The 17,167-nt window shown below is 47.5% G+C and carries 17 protein-coding genes; 5 read left to right on the forward strand and 12 right to left on the reverse strand.

The window, feature by feature from the left end:
- Positions 1–505 precede the first annotated feature (505 nt).
- Positions 506–3,484: a GAF domain-containing protein gene (locus tag KME12_06780; protein ID MBW4487477.1), complete on the forward strand. Its 2,979-nt coding sequence runs from the start codon at positions 506–508 to the stop codon at positions 3,482–3,484.
- 67 nt (positions 3,485–3,551) lie between these two features.
- On the opposite strand, the gene KME12_06785 is transcribed toward KME12_06780, so the two are convergent.
- The 3 genes from KME12_06785 to KME12_06795 form a co-directional block, all read right to left on the reverse strand.
- A complete protein-coding gene (locus KME12_06785) occupies positions 3,552–4,199 on the reverse strand; it encodes a MotA/TolQ/ExbB proton channel family protein (protein ID MBW4487478.1) in 648 nt (215 codons plus the stop codon).
- Between the two features lie 152 nt (positions 4,200–4,351).
- Entirely contained in the window at positions 4,352–5,149 is a 798-nt protein-coding gene (locus tag KME12_06790; protein ID MBW4487479.1) for a DUF2993 domain-containing protein, read from the reverse strand.
- Positions 5,150–5,498: 349 nt separating this feature from the next.
- Entirely contained in the window at positions 5,499–5,978 is a 480-nt protein-coding gene (locus KME12_06795; protein MBW4487480.1) for a hypothetical protein, read from the reverse strand.
- A gap of 251 nt (positions 5,979–6,229) precedes the next feature.
- Between KME12_06795 and KME12_06800 the strand changes: the two genes are divergently transcribed.
- Entirely contained in the window at positions 6,230–6,703 is a 474-nt protein-coding gene (locus tag KME12_06800) for a phycobilisome protein (GenBank protein ID MBW4487481.1), read from the forward strand.
- A 71-nt stretch (positions 6,704–6,774) separates the two neighbouring features.
- Positions 6,775–7,482: a phycobilisome rod-core linker polypeptide gene (locus tag KME12_06805; GenBank protein MBW4487482.1), complete on the forward strand. Its 708-nt coding sequence runs from the start codon at positions 6,775–6,777 to the stop codon at positions 7,480–7,482.
- Between the two features lie 4 nt (positions 7,483–7,486).
- On the opposite strand, the gene KME12_06810 is transcribed toward KME12_06805, so the two are convergent.
- From KME12_06810 to KME12_06820, 3 genes are all read right to left on the reverse strand, one after another.
- Positions 7,487–7,909: a DUF1824 family protein gene (locus tag KME12_06810; protein MBW4487483.1), complete on the reverse strand. Its 423-nt coding sequence runs from the start codon at positions 7,907–7,909 to the stop codon at positions 7,487–7,489.
- 79 nt (positions 7,910–7,988) lie between these two features.
- Positions 7,989–9,272 (reverse strand): CIA30 family protein, encoded by a 1,284-nt coding sequence (locus KME12_06815; protein MBW4487484.1) that lies wholly within the window; start codon positions 9,270–9,272, stop codon positions 7,989–7,991.
- Positions 9,273–9,381: 109 nt separating this feature from the next.
- Positions 9,382–9,522 (reverse strand): hypothetical protein, encoded by a 141-nt coding sequence (locus KME12_06820; GenBank protein MBW4487485.1) that lies wholly within the window; start codon positions 9,520–9,522, stop codon positions 9,382–9,384.
- 417 nt (positions 9,523–9,939) lie between these two features.
- On the opposite strand from KME12_06820, the gene KME12_06825 reads away from it, so the two are divergent.
- Positions 9,940–10,848 (forward strand): alpha/beta hydrolase, encoded by a 909-nt coding sequence (locus tag KME12_06825; GenBank protein ID MBW4487486.1) that lies wholly within the window; start codon positions 9,940–9,942, stop codon positions 10,846–10,848.
- Positions 10,849–10,917: 69 nt separating this feature from the next.
- Here the strand turns inward: KME12_06825 and KME12_06830 are convergent, their stop codons facing one another.
- The 3 genes from KME12_06830 to KME12_06840 all read right to left on the reverse strand — a co-directional run bounded on the left by KME12_06830 (position 10,918) and on the right by KME12_06840 (position 13,987).
- The gene (locus KME12_06830) at positions 10,918–11,718 is read right to left on the reverse strand and encodes a hypothetical protein (protein ID MBW4487487.1); all 801 of its coding nucleotides are present in this window, start codon (positions 11,716–11,718) and stop codon (positions 10,918–10,920) included.
- A 501-nt stretch (positions 11,719–12,219) separates the two neighbouring features.
- A complete protein-coding gene (locus tag KME12_06835) occupies positions 12,220–12,588 on the reverse strand; it encodes a hypothetical protein (GenBank protein ID MBW4487488.1) in 369 nt (122 codons plus the stop codon).
- A gap of 25 nt (positions 12,589–12,613) precedes the next feature.
- Positions 12,614–13,987, reverse strand: coding sequence for a beta-glucosidase (locus tag KME12_06840; protein MBW4487489.1), 1,374 nt, complete (start codon positions 13,985–13,987; stop codon positions 12,614–12,616).
- Between the two features lie 286 nt (positions 13,988–14,273).
- On the opposite strand from KME12_06840, the gene KME12_06845 reads away from it, so the two are divergent.
- Positions 14,274–14,936: a YdcF family protein gene (locus KME12_06845; protein ID MBW4487490.1), complete on the forward strand. Its 663-nt coding sequence runs from the start codon at positions 14,274–14,276 to the stop codon at positions 14,934–14,936.
- Here the strand turns inward: KME12_06845 and KME12_06850 are convergent.
- From KME12_06850 to KME12_06860, 3 genes are all read right to left on the reverse strand, one after another.
- Entirely contained in the window at positions 14,933–15,229 is a 297-nt protein-coding gene (locus tag KME12_06850; protein MBW4487491.1) for a DUF2288 domain-containing protein, read from the reverse strand. The two genes, KME12_06845 and KME12_06850, sit on opposite strands and share 4 nt — an antisense overlap.
- A 34-nt stretch (positions 15,230–15,263) precedes the next feature.
- Positions 15,264–16,367 (reverse strand): AI-2E family transporter, encoded by a 1,104-nt coding sequence (locus KME12_06855; GenBank protein ID MBW4487492.1) that lies wholly within the window; start codon positions 16,365–16,367, stop codon positions 15,264–15,266.
- A 142-nt stretch (positions 16,368–16,509) separates the two neighbouring features.
- Positions 16,510–17,148, reverse strand: coding sequence for a 1-acyl-sn-glycerol-3-phosphate acyltransferase (locus KME12_06860; protein ID MBW4487493.1), 639 nt, complete (start codon positions 17,146–17,148; stop codon positions 16,510–16,512).
- Positions 17,149–17,167: the final 19 nt, after the last annotated feature.

The following is a 17,167-nucleotide window of genomic DNA, read 5'->3' on the forward strand; positions in this document are numbered from 1 at the left end:
AATCAACATCAAGTATTTGGCGGTAGGGCATTCCGTCAATAAAGCTCAGGCTACGCCCGATGCAATAGCAGGGGTCACTGAGAAGCCTACGCTGTATGCGTCAGTATCAGCGTAGGAGTATGTCACTAAAAACTCTGACTCAGCCTGTGCAGCGAGTTTGGCTGATCTATCCCAGCGACATTGAGCCACTACTCTCAACCTTTTATCCTAAACTCGGCTCGGTTTAGCTTGCTCCTACGATTAACTTGCATACGTTGTATCTCCCGACCTCTAGGGAACAATTTCTACATGGGGTGGCGCAGTAGTCCAATTCAGTGATCAAAAGTAATTGATTCACGCTTGCTATAAATTGATACATCCTTAAGGGTCGTAAAAATTTAGATTGAAGCTGTGTCTGCTGACCTGAATTAAGACCAAATCACCTAGAAATATTTATGAGTCGTTGTTACAGTCAGCTTCTCCAGCAAGTTGCGAGTTTTGAACAGAGATCAGGGTCATTTTTGCAATGAATCATCAGTATGCGCTGAAGCAATCTTCTTGTCTGACCTTGGCCTCTACCTTGCTTGAGTTTCTGACAGAGCTATCTGATTTGAACTTAGTGCTAGTCAGCTTACAAGATCCTCAATGGATGCCTTTACAGCTTGGTTTAGATCTCAAGGCTTGTAGTGGTGTTGATAGTGGTGTTGACCCAAATTCAACAGCTGCTAATAGTTACTTCAAATTCAAGCCCAGGAGCGCGAGCCAGCAGCGATCGCCTTTAGCGCAATCCAGTTTAGCCATTGAAGGAGGCAACGCGAATTCTTGGCTTTCTTGTTGCTTAGATCTCAATCATCTGCCAACCCATCTTCAACTGGCTGAGCAAACTGCTGACGCACCCTTAATGTTTATCTTAGGGATCAGCGATCGCTTTCAGGTTTTGTGGCAAGTTGGCTCCCATGCTTCAGTACCAAATAAGGAAAGTAGTTCCGAGCCTAAACATCAAATTAATTTAATCTATGATGCCGCAGCCATTACGAAATTTTGCGTTGCTCTAAAGGGTCAAGCTGCCACCCTCCCCACGTTCGCAGCGGCTCTAGATGAGGCGATCGCAGTATTGCCCCAGGCCAACGCTAGTGAGTTACAGAGTGGGCTGACTTTGAGGCTACTCAGCGCCCTGGATGCCAACGCCGGACAACCGCCATCCCTGGCCGATAACCGCAGTTCCCAATCAGCCAATCCGCAGATAGCCGTAGAATCTCGCTTGAGTACTAGAACTATCTACCAGCAACGTCACTGGTTACAGCAAGAAAAACTGCTGCATGAACTGTTGCATGTTAGTAGTAGCTCTTTAGATCCGCAAACAATTTTACGTCGCTCTGCGGAAGTGATTCGCACGATTTTTAACGTCAGCCGTTGCTTAATTGCCTTTTATAGCCCTAAAGATCAACGGGTGGTTTGGGGAGCGATCGCGCGATCGCCCGAACTCATGACTTGGGATCGGCACGCTCACTATCCTGCCTGGGCGACAGTAGAGCACCTGATCCATAAGTACCATCATCTCAGTACTTGGGTTTCCGATGAATTGCCATTGCCAACAGAACCTACCGAAGTAAATGGCTCTCGTACTGTTCGCGCCGCCCTTTCTAGTTGGACGCAATCTCACCCAAAGCATGTAGATAAATGGGTGGGTGGTTTTCTCTGTATCGAACAATGGGAGAGCGATCGCGTTTGGCAACCTGAAGAGATGTATTTGCTCCATATGGTCATTCACCAAATTGAGCAAGTGCTCTATCAAGCCTTAATTTATCAACAAGCCGATGAGCGGGTGCAACGGGCTGCCCTATTGAATCGTCTCGTAGCTCAGATTCGCGCTTCGCTAGATTTGTCTCACATTTTTGAGACAGTAGCAATGGAGCTGGGGCAACTGGTCGTAGTGGACTGTTGCAGCATTTTCCAATATCTAGAAGAACCGCAAAATTGGCAGGTGCAGACAGAGTATCGCTTACATCCAGAAGCATCTTCAGCAGTGGGGTCTACCATTTTTGAACCAGTTCATCCCTATGCTGCGCGTCTGCGAAATTTACACACCGTCCAAATCAGTGATGTCCGCACCCTCAGACCTTGGCAGAATGATCCGGGAGCGACTGAAACTGCTGGGGCTTGGCTAATCGTTCCCATTCATTATCACCAAACTTTGTGGGGCTGCATCTCGTTTCGCCAAGATCATTACCCGCGCTACTGGCATACCTCAGAGGTGGAACTGTTGACGGCAGTGGCCGATCAATTGGCGATCGCGATTCATCAAGCCACTCTCTATCAACAAATTCAACGGCACAATCACACCTTAGAAGCTCAGGTGGCACAACGCACAGCCGAGCTAGAATACTTCTTCGATGCCCTACCAGATCATATTTTTGTCTTGCATCGCGAGGGCATGACTTTATCGTTTTGCAATCACGCTTTTGCTAAATCAATTGGTTACAGCGATCGGCAATGTATTCAAGGCAAATCCATCTTTGAGTGTCTCCCTAGCAGCTTACTCAATCATTTTGCCGAGCAAAATTTGCAAGTGTTTCAGTCGGGTCAAACCTTGCACGCCCAAGAAACCATTATTTTTCCGAGTGGCATGCGTCACTTAGACACATTCAAGGTACCCCTTAAAAAACCAAACGGTGAAGTTTATGGTCTGCTTGGGACATCCCGCGACATCACTGAGCTGATTGAAACTCGTCAAGCTTTATCCGAGCGCACCGAACAACTCCAAGATGCCTTAACTGCTGCTTGTAAAGCCAGTCAGGCTAAAAGTGAGTTTCTAGCCACGATGAGCCACGAACTACGCACTCCGCTCACTTCAGTGATTGGCATGTCTTCTGCTCTCCTCAACTGCTTATTTGGCTCGTTGACGCCCAAACAAAGCGAGTACTTAGGGATTATTCATAACAGCGGTGCTCATCTGCTGCAACTGATTAACGATATTTTAGATCTATCCAAAATTGAAGCAGGCAAAGCTTCCTTACAAATTAGCTGTTTCTCTTTGCAAGACGTAGCGGAACAATGCGTTGCCCTGCTACGCGAGAAAGCTTATGCCCAGAAGTTGAGGCTCAGTAACGACTTAACGGGTCTGCAAAACTGCGATCGCTTTGTGGGAGATGAGCGCAGAGTCAAACAAATCCTTCTAAACCTACTCTCGAATGCAATTAAGTTTACGCCTCAAGGTGGGCAGGTTTGGCTACGCATGCGTTGCGATGGCACTACAGTTACGATCGAAGTAGAAGACACAGGCATCGGCATTGCCACAGATAAGCACCACTTGCTCTTTGAAGCGTTTCAGCAAATTGATAGTGCCTTAAATCGTAAACATGAAGGCACTGGATTAGGGCTTGCCTTGACGCGACAGTTAGTGGAAATGCACAACGGCAGCATCAACTTCAAATCTCAGGTGGGATTAGGAACGATTTTTACCGTACATCTCCAAGCTCAGTTACCGAAAGCAGAATTCAATTAATCAACCGTTTCTTCGCTGAGGGGAGCGGAAGCCACGAGAAGTCGCAGAGCGATCGCAGCGTTGGCTTTTAAGGAGAAGCGTAGGGCAAGTCACCCCGCTCATAGCGATGGCGATAAAGCAGTTCCAACTGCCCTCCGTATTCTTGAATTAGCGCAATCTGTCGTTGATATAACCCTCGGAATGTATTGGCAAATAGCAGGGTAAAGATAGCCACAACTAATCCAGAGGCGGTAGAAATTAAGGCTTCACTAATGCCAGCTGTTACTCCGGTGGCATTGGTACCCCCCAAATCTCCGACCCGCAACGAAGCAAAAGAGCCAATCAAGCCCAGAATGGTCCCTAGCAGACCTAGCAACGGTGAGACGCTAATGATGGTCTCAAAGATAGTATTAAAGCGTTTGAGCAAGGGTAGCTCTGCTTGGGCCGCACTTTCTAAAGCCAAGCGAAATTCCTCTGGTGAGGGTTGCTCTAGCTCCAATGCAGTCAAAAAAATGCGAGTGATGGGCAGATCCGCATTCTGCTCTAGTCTCTGAAATGCCGCTTGCGGGCTGCGTTTGTATAGGCTCAGCGCTTCGCGCACTACACGGTCTTGCCGTTGAGTAATCCGGAACCAAAAGGCACCTCGCTCCAAGATCAAAGCCATTGCCAGGAGCGAAAATCCTAACAATGGCCACATTACAACGCCGCCTAAGATGAATAAGTTCGCGAATGCCATGCTAGATCAGCTTTCAAGCAGAGAGATACGTTCACCTTGAACAGCTTACCAGTTCATAATTGAGTTACGAGATGCGATCGCTTGCCTCTAGACCACTTGCCTCTAGACCGCCTGCCTCTAGACCCTTGCCTCTAAGCTCTCAACTCAAAGGCTTAGTTGCCTGGAAAGCGATCAATCTGAGCATAACCACTAAAAACCAGCTTCTTGCCTTGCGTTTCCAAGCGATTGATCCGCATCAGCACTCCATCTAGGTTGAAGCGATCGAGGTCAACCATTTCATTTAGCACTTGAGCAAATGCCTTGGTCAGAATTTCAGAGATAGCCCGTAAGGATTCGGGGACTGCCTCTGGCTCAAACTGAGAATTCTGAAATAAAATCCGCCGCCGTCGTTCTACATCAAGAGTCGCGCTCATACTGACCGGAACCGCGTCACAGTTAGGTAAGTCAGTCTTCGCCAAGATCTTGACTTGGTTATTGGGCAGCAACTGTAACTGCACTTCCCGAAATGAAACTGGCTCTCCCCCAGACAGGTTAGTCAGTTCTGACATGGTGAGGTTTTGAAGACGCTTTTGCACCAGCTCAGACTGGAACGCTTGGTTAATGCCGTCTTCGGTCAAGGTAACTTGAGCAACAGCTTGGGTTGACTGCTTCAAACGAATTTTGCCACCCAAAATCGAGCCAAAATCAATTGAAACTGCATCCGTTTCAAATGACATTTCCTCGACCCAAAAATCCTTGCGGATGATTAAACCACGACCGCTCATCTTGAAGCTGTCAATGCTGCCCTGGAGGAGTTTGCTGGAAGGGAAGCAACGGACAGCAACCTCCACTGATTCGCTCTGGGTAAACAGGTGACGAATACTTTGGCTGGCAACCGTGTTGAGCATGCGCTCACCAAAGTCGGTGCCGGAACCGGGAGGAGTTGTCAAACCAGAAAGACCGCCAAACATGCAGGTTCTCAATTGAAACAGCTCTTCACCTTTTGTAACAAAATATGAAGAACACAGCAATCAATTTGTAACCTTGGGCTTAGTAAAAGATAGTAACCGATAAGGTGAGAGACTGCGATCGCTAATTTGAAAAACTCACACCTAAATTCGCCTTGAACACTTGCACAGTAATGATCCCAGGCGATTGAAAAAATTCAAAAATGTCTCTCGTTTCCTTGAATATTCAATAAGTTTACCTAATCATAAGCCCAGGATATTTCAATGTATAGACCCCTGTCTGGGACACTTCACAAGACCAGATAAACTAGACACTACAACTTCCAAGTTACTTCTGGCCCAATTTGGAATGCTAGAAAATCCCCTCTAAGCGCCGCATAAAGTAATTTAGCGAAGACAGGGGGTCACGGTTATAGAGCGGAGTTGCAACGGGTGCAAACACATAGTAGATTTCGCCCTCATCACTCACCTCAAAGGTGGCATTAAATTCTCTAGCCCAGCCATCTAAATGCCGACGAGCGATCGCGGGTTCCAAGCGAGCCGCCGCTGAAAAATCTAACAAAGACAACCGCCCTTGCTGAATATGCAAAGTTTGAAAAAAGCGCTCTCGGATCAGCCGCCGTTTTGCCGATGCCCCTAGAAACAGCAACCCAGCGCCAATCAATGCAGGTGCTAGACCAAAGAAAACCAGCAACATAGACAGCAGCGCCAGAATTCCTCCTGTGGCGTGGCTCGCAGCAATGCCTAACAAGATGGCTGTAGAAACGGTGCCACCACTAAAGAGCAATACGATCCCCAGGGCTTTTCCAACTAAACTTAAAATCCAATTCATTGCTTCGGCTGACCTGTCTGTTGATGGTTGATTCCAAGCACTCACCTGCCTCTAGGCTAACTTGTTCTTCAGTAAAACTGCATGGTTTCTTCATACGAACTGAACCTTTAACTTGCCACGCTTCCAGTTTGTAAAAGCAACAAAAAAATTGTATTAAGAATCGCTTCAATCTGTTGAGCTTGTTATTGCCTCAGGGCAGTCTGATGAAGAAGCAGTGCCTTTAAAGTGACTTAGTTCAGCGCCGAACCATGATGCATACTCTCAATCACACCCTGGAAAAAAATATCTTGGAAGCGGATGGCCGCTATCTCAACTCACGAGAGCTGGACCCGCTAGAACAATATCTTCAAAGTTATAAAGTTCGCGTGGAAACCTATCAACAGCTACGAGATCATAGCGACAAACTGGTTTTACAAGCTTTGCGTAAGTTGGCCCAGGCTTATCCAGAGATCATTCAGCAACATGGTCAGCGCTGCAAGTACGACATGACCGAGGTTCTACGTTATATTGCCGTCTCAATTTTGCGAGACGATGAAGTTTTCTTCAAAGAACAGATGATGTCTTGGCTCGATACCATCTTGCTGGCACACCGCAAAACGAGTCAATGCACGATCGCCTATCGCGCTTTACAAGAAGCCATTACTAGCAGTTTGTCTCCCACCAGCGGCACCTTGGTACGCCCTTACCTAGATATTGTGCTGCAATCTCTCCAGTCTCACGCTTAATCACAAAGCTTTCCTAACTCCATATGCCCGATTCAGGTATTTCACCTCAATACCTTTACGGGAGACCCACCATGAACCAAGTTCAACCAATTATGGTCAGCCGTCACTCTTCTCCAGATGAGCGCCGCTTTGCTTTGACCCAAATCTATCGACAAGTGCTAGAACGGCAGCCCTATGCCTATGAGCGTCAGAGTCTGGCTCAAATCGAGAAAAACTTTTTGAAGGACAAAATTGGGGTTAGACGATTTCTCAAAGAATTGGGCCATTCAGAAGTTTTTCTGCAAGCCTTCTATCACCATGCTTCTAATCTCAAGTTTTTAGATTGGTGCTTCAAAAAGTTCATGGGCCGCGCTCCCATGAATCAAGAGGAAATCCAGCTCTACTGCAATATTTTGATGAAGCAAGGAGTGGCTCAGCTCGTTACTGCCATCCTAGACTCAGAAGAATATCGGAAAGCTTTTGGCTGCTTCACAGTGCCCTACCCCCGGGAGCAGAAGTATTATGCGTCCCCCAAAGCATATTTGGAATCTCACTTGTTAAATCACGAGCATTTTGGTCAGCGGGGTTGGGGTGTTCCTACCCTTTACTGGCATCAGTTAGGGCTTAACTGTGATGGCGGGGTGTGTCGGCATCCTGAAGCAGATGAGGTTTTAGCCCCCCTAGGTTCTAGTGAAGATGAGGAACTCTGGGATTTCTTTAAGTTATTTGAATCTTCTGAGCAGGCGGTAGCGGCACTCTCATCCGAGCAACGTCGAGCTTTGCGCAAAGCAATGATCTAGAAATTCATGGGGCTTCTAGAAATAAATCTAGAGGTAAGTGACCATAGGTTTCATTAATGCCATTGCTCAGAGCCGACTGGCAGGAAACTAAAACGCCGCGATGGGAGCCTGGGTAAGAACTGGCATAACACAAGCCAGTTTTGGAGTTGAATTTGATGTAGGCTGGCCCCTCAATTGGGGTCACTGTAAGCTTGTCTGCGTTGTAGCCCAAGGCTGGCAAATAACTCTTGAGAGCGGCTAACCCCTGAGTCACTGTATCAGCACAAATACCAAACATTTGATAGTCGGAAAGACCACTGACTAACAGGAGGGCCTGCCGAACTAGAGCATTTGAGGGTAGAGACTCGGTAGAGCCTTGCTCAATACAAGTAAAGGTTTGAAGAATTTTGTGTGCCGCTTCGACTGTCAGTTCTGGCAGGGGTTGCATGAGGGTTCAGGATGCGTTCATTTATGGCTCTAATCCTTACCTTACCTGTTAGGGAGCGATCGCCCTCTCAATATCACCCTCAATTCACCGCTTTTTCAAAAGTACGATTGCAAGCTTCAGGTTGTTCTAAAACCTGTACACACAATTCAGCGATATCTGCTGCTCTGACTGACTCTGAAAAGCGATCGCCTAGTGATGCAGTGGATGGGTGGAGGCGCATGATCGTGTGTGGAATGCCACTCGATCGCACAATCTCTTCGTCCTGTGAAAGTGAGGTTAAATCACTCCCTGATTGATCTGGCTGGGGAGAGGTGGCGACGCTAAGCAAGACAAACTGAGTTAGGGTGGGGCCGCCATAAGCTTTGATAGAGTCAATTTCGAGCTGAAAGCGACCAGCGGTAAAGTGAGGGTTTAAGCCTCCGTCATACTCAAATTTGCTCAGCATGAACTGGCAAGAGCAAATGCGGTTGGGGTCAATCGGGCCATCGTTAGGTACAGTTTTAGCGCGAAAGACTGGAATTAAAGTGCTGAAAGGAATTTCAACATCCATCCATTGATCAGAAACGGTATCGAAGGAGTAGGAATAAGCGACACCATCCCATTTCTCCTCGGTTCGCAGCAGAAACTTATAGCGGTTGCCGTCGCCCTTGACCCGTAGCTTGATGCCTTGGTAATTGCTTAAGGCGATCGCGGATGAGAAGTTACGAGTGCGGATGGAGGCAAATCCGCCAGAGTTAGCGGTTGAGACATTACCCACAAATAAGGCACTGCTGTCACTGAGGCGTATCTCGCTCTGGCTCACACCTCCCATCACCACGTCATCGACCGCGCCCCAAAGCTCTTTTAGATTCGCGGAGGGGTAGGTGAAATCAAAAAGGGTAGTTTCTCCAGGCTGGCTCAGGACACGGGCAGCAGCTTTAACCAAGTTTTGTATGGCCAAGGATGCGGTTGGGCTTGAGAAATTGATATCCACAGATGGCAAGGTAGCATCCGGACAATAAGCGATCGCGTCAATACTACCCAAAGTCTTCGGAGTCAGCGTTTCGGGTTGGGTGACGTCTGCCACGATCAAGTTCACCTCTGAGCCCAAAATTTCTTGCCCTTGCGATAAATTGGGTACGAGCGATCGCACTTGATACCCTTGTGCCAGTATGCGTTGGACGACTTGTTGCCCCAAGTTGCTGGTTGCTCCTACCACTAAAACCACACCCATGCGCTTTGCTCCAGTTGGGGAATTGGTCGGATGCTGAGTTTGTCCTTTGAACAGCCGCTGTAAGCAACTGAAAAAGGGAAACACATCAAAGTAGGCCAACGTTTGCAGAAACCGACCTGCATCCCATTGCGTGGAATTTTTAGTTGCCATACTGCTTTACGACCCTCTCAAGTGTACGGAGTGATTTCGTCTCCCTTCCTAAAGTAGCGAACAAACCTTATCGGCAAGTTCCTCATTTTGGTAGGGTTGCTCGGTCCAATTAGCAGGTGTCTTCTAGCAGCAAGCTGTAGCGCTCGGTGACAAAATCGTAGGTTTTTTGATCGGGCAAAGCAGTACCAGCCGGAACTGTAGTAGCTAAAGAGAGGGCGATCGCCGTCCCCAGAGTGAGAGTTTGTTTCATCAGAAAATTGGGTCTGAAACCCCGTGCTTCTAGCACGGCTTTGCATTAGTTTTTGGTATACTTGAACCGGTCAATGACCCACCCGAGACGATGGATCAGACAGCCTAACGAGCGAAGTTCAGACACATCTGGCGGCGCAGCAAAATCGGTAGACCGGGAAAAGAGGACGGGGCAATGGTGAACATCCCTTGAATCAACCAACAACATAGAAATTCTTTTCGGGATTTCGACACATAAAAACCGTGGGACACACGGGGTTAGTCTGTGGAGCGAACGTAAGACCATAAAACTCCTTGCGGGTGGAGGCAGTTGCTATGAAGCAGAAAACTTAAGTCGTGAGGCTTGGGAATCACCGCACTTCTAGGGCGGTGAGGATGTCAAATTCTTAAGGAGTGACGATACTCAGCATGACAAGATATGCTCCAGTTTCAACCTCCTGGTTTTCGGCAAAGCGTGGTCCAAACCTCTCTGGGTTCGATCGCCTACTACACTCAGTCCACCCAGCCAGAATCCTGGTTTCCAAGCGATACCGAAGGGTTACCCCCGCTCGTTTTTTTACACAGCTTTGGAGGTGGAGCCTCTGCCTACGAATGGTCTAAAGTTTATGCCGCTTTTGCCACTACCCACCGGATTATTGCGCCCGATTTAGTTGGCTGGGGACAATCTGCTCATCCGGTGCGGGATTACCAAGTAGCCGATTATCTGACTACCCTAACGGAGTTTCTGCAACAAGTATCTGAGCAACCTGTTTGTGTCGTTGCCGCTTCACTCACCGCTGCGATCGCCATTCGTCTAGCCATTCAACAGCCCACCCTCTTGCGATCGCTCTTTTTAATTTGTCCCTCTGGATTTGATGACTTTGGGCAGAGCGCTGGCCGCCGTCTCCCCTTGCAATTGATCCGCACGCCAATACTGGACAGCTTCATTTACACACTAGGAGCTATGAACGAAGTGGCGGTACGGAATTTTCTAGAACGATTTCTCTTTGCTCGGCCAGAGCGTGTTTCTCCGGAAATGGTGGCTGCTTATCTAGCTTCGGCGCAGCAACCCAACGCCGAATATGCGGCACTGGCTTTTTTACGGGGCGATCTCTACTTTGACTTAACGCAGTACTTAGGGCAGCTCACCATACCCAGTTGCATGGTATGGGGCGAGCAGGCTCAATTTACTGACGTTGGTCTAGGACGACGTTTAGCTGAGTTGAACCCCAAAGCAGTCCAGGCTTTTCGGGTAATTCCAGATGCAGGCGTGTTGCCACAGTTAGAACAGCCTGCAATTATTATTGGGCTGCTACAGCATTACTTACAGAACTTACAGAGTGCGTAGGGTCTCTGACTACAGAGGGTGCTTAAGCCCAGGCTACCTGAAGTACCTAACCTCACTCAGCATCAGTATCTAAGCTTGGCTTCTATTTGTCATGGCACCCTCAGCATCAGACTCAGACAAAATTGAATGCCTCTCAGTATCGATCCGAATCCGAACCTCTTGAATGCAATCGCCTAGATAGGATAGCAAGGCATAAATACAAATCAGCACTCCCACCATCTCTAGTGCTTCTTCACAGGTCATCATCAGGGTATAGACCAAGGCTGCCACAGTAGGTTTTAAGCCTTGTTGGTTCCAGATTTGCCATCCATACTGATGGGCATAAGCTCCATCTACCATTTCCATCACCAAAGCCCCTGCCACATAAATCGTGCCAGCAGCTAGAAGTAGGCGCTGGGTTCGGGTAGGCAAATCCTTCAGAAACTTGAGATAGGCAATCGCTACTATTCCTACAAACAGAGCCCCTGGGATCACCCAAGCAAAGTGTAAAAAACCACCCCTGTTGCCACCAAGCAAGGCTCTTAACGGTTCTATAGTTTTTTCATGCAAACTCGTCCATTCGTCTGCTGCTAGGAAGAGAAAAATGCAAGACAAAAAGCCCCAGTGAAGGACGTAGCGATCGCAACTGAGGCGCTTGGCCCAAGTAATAACGGCTAGCAGAAAAGCACAAACCAGCAACGTTGCCGCAGAATACAGACTGGACAAATTTTTCTCTCGGTCCACATCAAAGAGATGAGCCAGTGACACGATCCAAGGATAATCTCCAGCCCACATTACCTTAGCAAGTTGCCCTAACAAACTGAATGAAATTAGGCCCAGAACCACAAATGCTAGGAATTTAACAACTTTTCCAGAGGAAATAGAGATCATAGTGGTTCAGAACCTCCGAAGCGTGAACTCAGCAAGGTAGCCAAAAAAATCATCACCTCAGGCCAGGATGGGAACGAGACATTAACGCTTTCCCCTTAAGTAATGAGTTGAATGACGGCGGGATTTCCAGCAGCGATCGCTCATTTTCGAGTGAAAAACTGGCGTTAATTTAGTGTTGATTTAATTTGGTGATGAATGCAATCTTAATTTAATCTCTACTTAATCTTGCCGAAATTCCTTAAACTTTACTTAAACTAATAATATGGTTTAGTTGAGATTGAATCAAGATTGTGTGAAGAAGAGGATTTTACTCTGGAGTATTCTCGAAGCGAACTAAAGCAGCTCTTGGAACTTTTATGAATCAAAAGCATGAGCAGACAGGGCTCTAAAGTCTTAAGCCAGGTTGGACTGAATCTTTAATCAAGTTGACGTCAGGTTAAGTAATCAGCTTAGTCCTTAACCTCACAGCAAGCCTAGAAATTAAGAGTCTCTTGGGGCGGCTTAACTTGCTAAACTTCGATTAAGCTGCTCTGCCAAAAAGTGACTTTGTCCTACCGTCAAAATCACTTTTTGATAAAACTCATTTTTTAGGTCGAGGGTTAGATAGTTTTTGTCATCTGTGACATACCAAAACTCTCTACCTCTCTCTGTGTAGTAAGTCCCAGCTTTAATCACCCCTGGAACAAACGTTCCGGGCATTTTAACTTCTTTCCAGTTAATTTCTTTCCAATTACTCATAGGCGCAGTTGTCGTTGCACGTTCAATGTGGCTGAGGGGAATTTGCCAAGTGTGATTGAACTGCAAAGACCAGAGTTTTTCCCAGAAGTTAAGCTCAATGCAAAATTTGTCGTTGTCAATTTTGATATGCATCGAAGTCTCGCTTCCTAGTTGGGAACTACACAACGCGATTTTGGCGAATGCACTCGCTATACCAATGGTAGCTAGCCTTAGGAATTCGGGTTTGCGTCGGATAGTCTGTATAAACAATTCCAAAGCGGCGATCGTAGCCCCAAGCCCACTCAAAGTTATCCATAAAGGTCCAAAGAAAATAACCTTTGAGTGGGTAGCCTTCACTAATGGCTCTCTGTGCCGACTTGAGGTGCTGACGCAAATACATAATGCGATCGCTATCCATGACAGTGCCATCAGGTCGCACTTCATCTTGAGCTGCACAACCGTTCTCGGTGATGAAAACGGGCAAGTCAGGTCTGCCGAGCGTTTCGCTGATATGGCGAATGCTCCAATAGATGCTTTCAGGGACGATATGCAGCCAAGGCATGTGCATCCGGGGATAACCCTGGGGGAAGTCCAACACTTCATACCCTTGGTCATTGTCAGCTGCTTGGACGTAGCTGCCGAAGTAAATGTTGAGGCCGATCGCATCTAAAGGTTGATGAATAATTTCCAGATCGCCTGCCTGAATATCTGGAGCATCGGCACCGAGTTGCTCTAGTAAGGCTGGGCTATAAGCTCCCGTTAAAACTGGAAAAATAATTCCACCGTTGGAGAGGAGAGAACCAAACGCTTTCTGAGCTGCCGCGATATGCTCCGGTGATTCGATCAATGGCACTGTGGTGGTGAAGTTATCTACCAAAGCTACCGAACAAGGAACCGGAGAAGCCGCTCGAATTGCTTGGCAACCGAGTCCGTGAGCTAAGATGGCATGGTGCGACGTTTGCCAAACTTCTTTCAGCCTCCTTACCGAAGTCCCTGGCGCATGGACTGGAATTTGATTCACTGCATACCCCATGTGGGTAAAACAAGAAATTTCGTTAATCGTCATCCAGTGGGTAATGCGATCGCCCAAGCGACTGACCACCGCGCTAACATAGTCAGCATAGGCTTGGGCCATTTCCCGGCTCCGCCAAGATCCGTAGCGGTCTTCTAAAGCTTGGGGGCTATCCCAATGAAACAGGGTGGCATGGGGCGTGATGCCATGCTCTAGGAGGCAATCTACTAAACGCTTGTAAAAATCAATCCCTGCTTCATTGACTGAACCTGTCCCACTGGGTACAATCCGGGGCCAAGCCAGGCTGAAGCGGTAATGTTTGATTCCTAATTGAGCCATTAAGGCAATATCGTCTTTGTAGCGATGGTAATGATCGCAAGCAATTTCGCCCGTATCTCCGTTTAGAACCCGCCCCGAAGTCGCACTGAAGGTATCCCAAACACTGGGCTGGCGGCCATCTTCTGTAGCTGCCCCCTCAATTTGGTAAGAGGCAGTCGCTACGCCCCAAGTGAAATCATCTGGGAAGGAGTAACTGGCCATAGAACCTCCAATGCTGCTAATTCTTGCTACTGAATCTTGAGGGTACTGTTCTCAGTTAGCGATCGCCCATGAAATTCAGCCACCTTTCCTGACCATTCCCTAGATTAGGTGAACCATGCTAAGGAGCATACGTCAGCCGTGGCACGGAGCGCAGAATTTCATCCTAAAAGAGTCATTCTCCACAAGTTTGCTTAAATTTGAGGGTACTCTTTTACTGGGGAATTACTCACTGTCGTGCTAGGAACAGCATGGGCACTCCAGATTACACTTATCTACGATTTTAAGTATGCGGTCGAGGGAAGCTATCTATCCTAGAGCACAGCAATCTAAACGCTCAAAAAAGTCTCAGTCTCGCCGCAAGTCGTTTCCGTGGTTGATGCTGGTGCTGCCCCTTGTCTTATGGGTAGGGTATCGAGAAATCAGAAGTTACTTCCAGCAACCCCAGGCGGTGTTAGTGCTGGGTGGAGCGCCGGAGCGAGAAGTGTTTGCGGCTGAATTTGCACGAGAGCATCCTCAAGTATCGGTCTGGATTTCAAGTGGTAGCAATCCAGAATATACAGAGTGGGCGTTCGCTGAGGCAGGAATTGACCGCGATCGCGTAATTATCGATCGAGAGGCTGTTGATACCGTTACTAATTTCACAACTTTAGTCGATAAATTCAAAGCAGAAGGCATTGAAAGTGTCTACCTAATTACCTCGGACTACCATATGCGCCGGGCCAGAGTGATTGGTGAGATCGTTCTAGGCAGCCGAGGAATTGACTTCAAGCCTATATCTGTACCCTCTGGGCAATCGCCAGAATCGCTTGAGAAGGCTGTACGAGATGGGGCTAGAGCTGTACTTTGGGTCGCGACAGGTCGAACTGGTTCGCGTCTGAGCCATCTCCTCAACACATATCCTGGCTCAGAACAAGTTATTCAAGGTTTTCCTGACCTGAAGGAGCGTTAGGCTGCGGCTGGCTCTTGCACCAAGACATAAGGCCGCACAATCAGAGCGCTAAAGCGTTTCTCTTGGTTGCTGTTCCAATCAGACAACTGAGTTGCTGTTGGCTTGGCTAGCAAGTTTTGCTGAATCCAATTTTGCACTTCCATCACGTTATCACTCGCGATCGCCACGCCTACATCCAACAGACTTAATTCTGGAGCTACAACCAGCAAGACATCGCGTTGAGCATGAGGCATTAACCAATTCCACTCGGCCTCATCCAACATCTCTGCTAAATCTGCTCTGACACTTTCCAGACCTGACATCTTTAAACTACCGCTTAAACTCGGCTCATTTTAGCGTGTCTTCTCGCAGCGTGTCTTCTTGTAGGCCTAGGAGCTTCTCAATAGGTTCCGCTTTCATCTCATCAATTTCAAACAAAGTTACTAGAACAGCCGCAATTGGAATCGCCAAAAAAATGCCTAAAAGACCTGCGACTCTAGCGCCTACTAGCAACGAGAAAAAGACAATGACAGGATTGATATTGAGTGAATTTTGCATCACTCTAGGGGCAATTAAATTGTCCTGAACTTGTTGCAAAATAATCGAGGCAACTAAAACTTGCAAGGCTAACCAAATACTCTGAGATAAGACAATTAACGAAACTACCCCAACTCCAAGCGTGGCACCAATGCCCGGAATCATATCAAGAATTCCAACAATAATTGCTAGTAAGAGAGCAAACGGAACTCGTAAAACCAGAAAAACTAAAAAGCTGGTTGTGGTCAAAAATGCCGTTAGCAAAAATTGCCCTCGAAAGAATCCCAAGAACTTGCGCTGCACAACTAGCGTGAAGCGAGAACGCAGATGGGTGGGAACTAACTTGATGAGAAGCTGCCACAATCGCCTCCCATCTAGTAGCATAAAAAATGCCACAACTGTAATCAAAATAAAATTAATAAAGTTAGAGAAAAAGATTCTTAATGCTGCCAAACCGAAACCGATGCTAGTTCCAACTTCTGACAAAAATTGGTTTTGAAATTGTCTTTGAACTTCATCTAACTGAATCGGAATATTGCGATCGCGCAGAAATTGCTCGAAGCGCTCAGTCAATGGAACTAAAGAATTGAGAACTTCCGAAATTCTGTTAACTAACTCCTGGGCCTGAGAGGCTAGAGTAAAGCCAACTGTAACTGCCAGTCCACCAAACAGTACCAAACTAAATATAAATACTAAGCCAATTGCTAAACTGCGAGGCACAAAATGTTGTAACCAGCGCACTGGATAGTTGAGTAGCAACGCCAAAATGGCTGCTAATGTAAATGTGACAATAACAGTCTCAAAATACGCTAATAACTGAACTAAAGCCCAGCCAGATGCAAACAACAATAAAAAGCGAACGAGTGCAGAGTTGTTCAGTCGGTCCCAGAAATCTCTGGCAGGCCGTTCATTCATATTTGGAGTAGGCAACAAGCCACAAGTTTGCGATTGGTGCTAGTGAGCGATAGAGCTTAGAACCATGCCTATTCTCGTGGTGTCTCTGGTTAATAGCAAACTCTCTTTAGTGGTAATTCACCCTAAGTTAACCAGCGATTATTTATCGGCCCAAATCATGCATTGCATGAATGGCCTCAACACACTGTTGCGTGACTACTTCTAGTGCTTTTCGTTCTGTGGATTGAGGCGGCAGAATGGGCTGTCCAATCCGAATCGTTAAGGGCACAAGTCGAGGGATGGAGGAGCCTTTACGGATAATGGCTTGGGTACCCCATAAGCTTACGGGTAGCAATGGGGCTTGGGTTTTGGCAGCAATCAAAGCGGCCCCTAATTTAGGGCTGGGAATGCGACCATCCACCGTTCGCGTGCCTTGCAGAAAAATACCTGCGGCCCAGCCCTGGTCGAGAGAAGCGATCGCCTCCCGAATAGCACTGCGATCGGCAGATCCTCGCTTCACTGGGTAAGCACCGTAGAGCCGAATTGCATGCTTCAGCACTGGCACCCGGAATAGTTCTTCTTTTGCCATGTAAGCCACGGGTCGGCGCAGACAGCAAGACACAATGGGTGGGTCAAAGTCACTGGCATGATTGCTTACTACTACAAGCGGCCCTTGCTGTGGCACGTTTTCTGCCCCATAAATTCGTCCCCGGAAATAGCTGTGGAGCATGGGACTGACGACTGACCACTTAAATAGGTGGTAGAGGAAGAGGCTAATGCGAGGTTCGCGGCTTCTGCCCATAAGGGTTAATTTATTGCTG

Origin of the sequence: Trichocoleus desertorum ATA4-8-CV12 (genome assembly GCA_019358975.1) — a bacterium.
In the GTDB taxonomy this organism is placed as follows: Bacteria; Cyanobacteriota; Cyanobacteriia; order FACHB-46; family FACHB-46; genus Trichocoleus; species Trichocoleus desertorum_A.